The organism is Paracraurococcus ruber (assembly GCF_004353985.1).
Lineage (GTDB): Bacteria > Pseudomonadota > Alphaproteobacteria > Acetobacterales > Acetobacteraceae > Paracraurococcus > Paracraurococcus ruber.
This window is the reverse complement of the sequence record NZ_SMOA01000412.1, coordinates 1-3,467: the sequence shown is the minus strand read 5'-3', so window position 1 is coordinate 3,467 and position 3,467 is coordinate 1. Positions and strand designations below refer to the sequence as shown.

Annotated in this window: 2 protein-coding genes; one reads left to right on the top strand and one right to left on the bottom strand. The window is 75.6% G+C overall.

From position 1 onward, the window contains the following. Positions 1-249 precede the first annotated feature (249 nt). Entirely contained in the window at positions 250-2,154 is a 1,905-nt protein-coding gene (locus E2C05_RS29955) for a response regulator (protein ID WP_240046953.1), read from the bottom strand. Between the two features lie 199 nt (positions 2,155-2,353). Between E2C05_RS29955 and E2C05_RS29950 the strand changes: the two genes are divergently transcribed. Further along, positions 2,354-3,467, top strand: a 1,114-nt coding sequence (locus E2C05_RS29950) for an acetoin utilization protein AcuC (protein ID WP_133223270.1), incomplete at its 3' end; no start/stop codon positions are given.

Genomic DNA, 3,467 nt, shown 5'->3' with positions numbered 1-3,467 from the left:
CGGCCCGGCCGCCCCGGCCCGCGGCGAGGACACGCGGCGGTGCGCCATGCCCGCCCGGCGGCAGCCGCGCCCTGGGCGGATCGTCCTGCGACCCTCGCGCCGCCACGGACCTGCCGGCGGGCCGTCGCCGGGTCCGGCCGGCGCCTTCGCCGGCGCGGCTTGGACCCTCGGCCGGTGCCCGCCTCATCCCACGGCGTGCCGCGGCCTGCGGTCCGGGGCGGACCGGCGGATCGCTGCCAGGCGCCCGGGCTAGGCCAGGTCGGCCTTCAGGCCGGATCGCAGCCCGGCCTGCGGCGGCGCGACGGGGCCGCGAACGCCCAGCCGGGCGGCGACCGCATGCGCAAGTTCGTCCTGCACGAAGGGCTTGGCCAGCAGGTCGAAGCCGCCGGTGCCGCTGGCCTCCAGCTCGGCATAGCCGGAGGCGAGCAGCACCGGCAGGTCCGGCCGCAGGCCGCGTGCCGCCTCGGCCAGCTGCACCCCGGTCATGCCGGGCATGGCGAAATCGGTCAGCAGCAGGTCGGCGGCCATCCCCGCGCGCAGCCGCGCCAGCGCCTCCGGGCCGGACGCGGCCTCGGCCACGGACAGGCCCAGATCCTCCAGCATGGCGACGACGCTGGCCCGCACCAGCGCATCGTCATCCACCACCAGCACGCGGCCGCCGGGCGTCACGCCGGGCGAGGCCGGGAGCGACCCGGCCCGGGGCGGGTCCGGCGCGTCCTCCGCCAACCCTGCCTCGGCGCTCGCCCGCGGCAGCCACAGCTCCGCCACCGTGCCGACGCCGCGGGCGCTGCGCAGCAGGAACCCGCCGCCGGACTGCGCCGCCAGCCCATGCACCATGGCCAGCCCCAGGCCGGTGCCCTTGCCGACGCCCTTCGTGGTGAAGAAGGGGGCCATCGCCTGGGCCAGCGTGGCTTCGTCCATGCCTTCCCCGGCATCGGAGACGCTGAGCACGACGTAGTCGCCGGGCGGCAGGCCGCCGGATTGCGGCTGCGCCACGCGCCGCGCCGCGCCGCCGACCAGGATCTCGCCGCCCGCCGGCAGCGCATCGCGGGCATTGGCAGCCAGGTTCAGGACCGCCAGCTCGAGCTGGTTGGCATCCACCCAGGCCGGCGGCAGGCCCGGCGGGAATTCGGTGCGCACATGCACCGCGCCGCCCAGCACGCCGCGCAGCAGCGCCGCCATGCCCTGCACCAGCGCCGCCAGATCCACCGCGGTCGGGTTCAGCGCCTGGCGACGGCCGAAGGCCAGCAGGCGCTGGGTCAGGCTGGCGCCGCGCTGCGCCCCCTGCGCGGCATTCTCCAGCAGCCGCGCGGCGCGCGCATCGCCGGCCGGCAGCCGCTTGCGCAGCAGCGCCAGGCTGCCCAGCACGGCGGTCAGCAGGTTGTTGAAGTCATGCGCGATGCCGCCGGTGAGCTGGCCGACCGCCTCCATCTTCTGCGCCTGCCGCAGCGTCGCCTCGGTGGCGCGGTGCCGCGCCATCTCCTCGCGCAGGCGCGAATTCGCCTCCTCGAGCGCCCTGGCCTGCTCGGCGAGGTCGAGGCGCAGCCGCAGATTGGCGGTGAACTCGCGCGAGGAGCGCCAGGCGCTGGCGGTCAGCGCGGCGACGAAGACCAGGATCATCGCGCTGGCCGACAGCGCATCGGGCGAGCCCATGCCGGCATAGATCGCCGCGAAGGGCAGGGCGGCCGGCAGGATGAAGCCGAGCGCGGTGGGCAGATGCGCGTGGTGCAGCCCCGCGGCGCCGGCGCACATGCCGCCGATCAGGAAGATCCAGGCGAATTGCCCCGCCGCGGTGTCGGGCCAGAGCCAGGCGCCGCCGGCGCCGAAGCCGATGCCGGCGCAGATCGCGCCGGCGGTGCCGATCCTGCCCCAGTGCCGTGCCCGCCCGCGCGCCGCCGGATCCCGCCGCCAGGCGAGCCAGGTCACCAGCCGCAGGGCGGAGATCAGCAGCATCGCCAGCAGCCAGGTCAGCGCCCGCTGCTCGCCTTCCGTCTGCAGCAGCAGCGCCGCCATCAGGGCGGCGTTGATGCCGCCGACGCCGGCGGCCATCGGCGTCTCGCGGTAGATCTGGGCGACCTGTTCGGCCAGCAGTCCCGGCGGCAGGGGCGCGTGGCCATCCCGCCGTGGGATGGGCACCCCCGGGAAGCCGCTCACGACCCCTGCTCGGCGTTGGGCATGGACAGGCGCATCCATCCGCATGTCGCCCAGCAGTTTCGCATGCGGCGACCCTGACTGGTTACCTCCTCCCGACGCCCTCGGTCAACTTCTCGTGTGCAAACTTCCCACGCGAATCGCGCGCCCGCCGGCCGGCCCCCCGCTTGCGCCAGGGCGGCACCGGCGTCTATCGGCCCGCATGCCGCCCGATCCGCGCCTGCGGCCCGTGCTGATCGGGTCGGAGATCTACCGCGCCTCCTCCTACGGTCCGAAGCACCCGCTCGCCATCCTGCGGGTCTCCACCACCCTGGACCTGATCGAGGCCCTGGGCTGGCTGCCCGAGGCCGGCTGGGTGCCGGCGCCGATGGCGACCCCGGCAGAGCTCGCCCGCTTCCACCATCCCGACTACGTGGCGGCGCTGCAGCGCGCGGAGGCGACGCAGCGTGCCGACCCGGCGGACAAGGCGCGCTTCCATATCGGCGCGCATGGCAACCCGGTGTACCGGGAGGTCTTCTCGCGCCCCGCCACCTCCGCCGGCGGCTGCATGCTGGCGGCGCGCCTGACCGTCGCGGGCGGCGTGGTGCATTGCCCGGGCGGCGGCACGCATCACGGCAGGCCGGACCGCGCCAGCGGCTTCTGCTACCTGAACGATCCCGTGCTCGGGCTGCTGACCTGGCTCGACCAGGGGCTCGACAACATCCTCTACCTCGACATCGATGCGCATCATGGCGACGGGGTTCAGGACGCCTTCCATGACGACCCGCGGGTCTTCACCCTGTCGGTCCATGAGGATGGGCGCTGGCCCTTCACCGGCGGGGTCGCCGACCAGGCCGGCGGCCATGCCCGCAACCTGCCCGTGCCGCCCGGCTTCCACGACAGCGAGATGCTCTGGCTGCTGCACCAGGCGATCCTGCCCATCATCCGCCACCTGCGGCCCCAGGCCATCATGCTGCAATGCGGCGCCGATGCGCTGGAGGAGGACCCGCTCTCGCGCCTCGGCCTGTCCAACAACGCGCATTGGGGCGTGGTGCGGGCGGTGATGGCGGAGGCGCCGCGCCTGATCGTGCTGGGCGGCGGCGGCTACAATCCCTGGGCGGTCGGGCGCTGCTGGGCCGGGATCTGGGGCGTGCTGAACGGCCTTGCGATGCCGGATCGGCTGCCGCCGGCGGCCGAGCGGGTGCTGCGCGCCCTGACCTGGCACCGCGCCGCCGGCCGCAACCCGCCGGAGCACTGGTTCACGACTCTGCGCGACGCGCCGCGGCCCGGCGTGGTGCGTGCCGCCGTGCAGCGGGTGGCGGCGGCGGCGCTGCGGG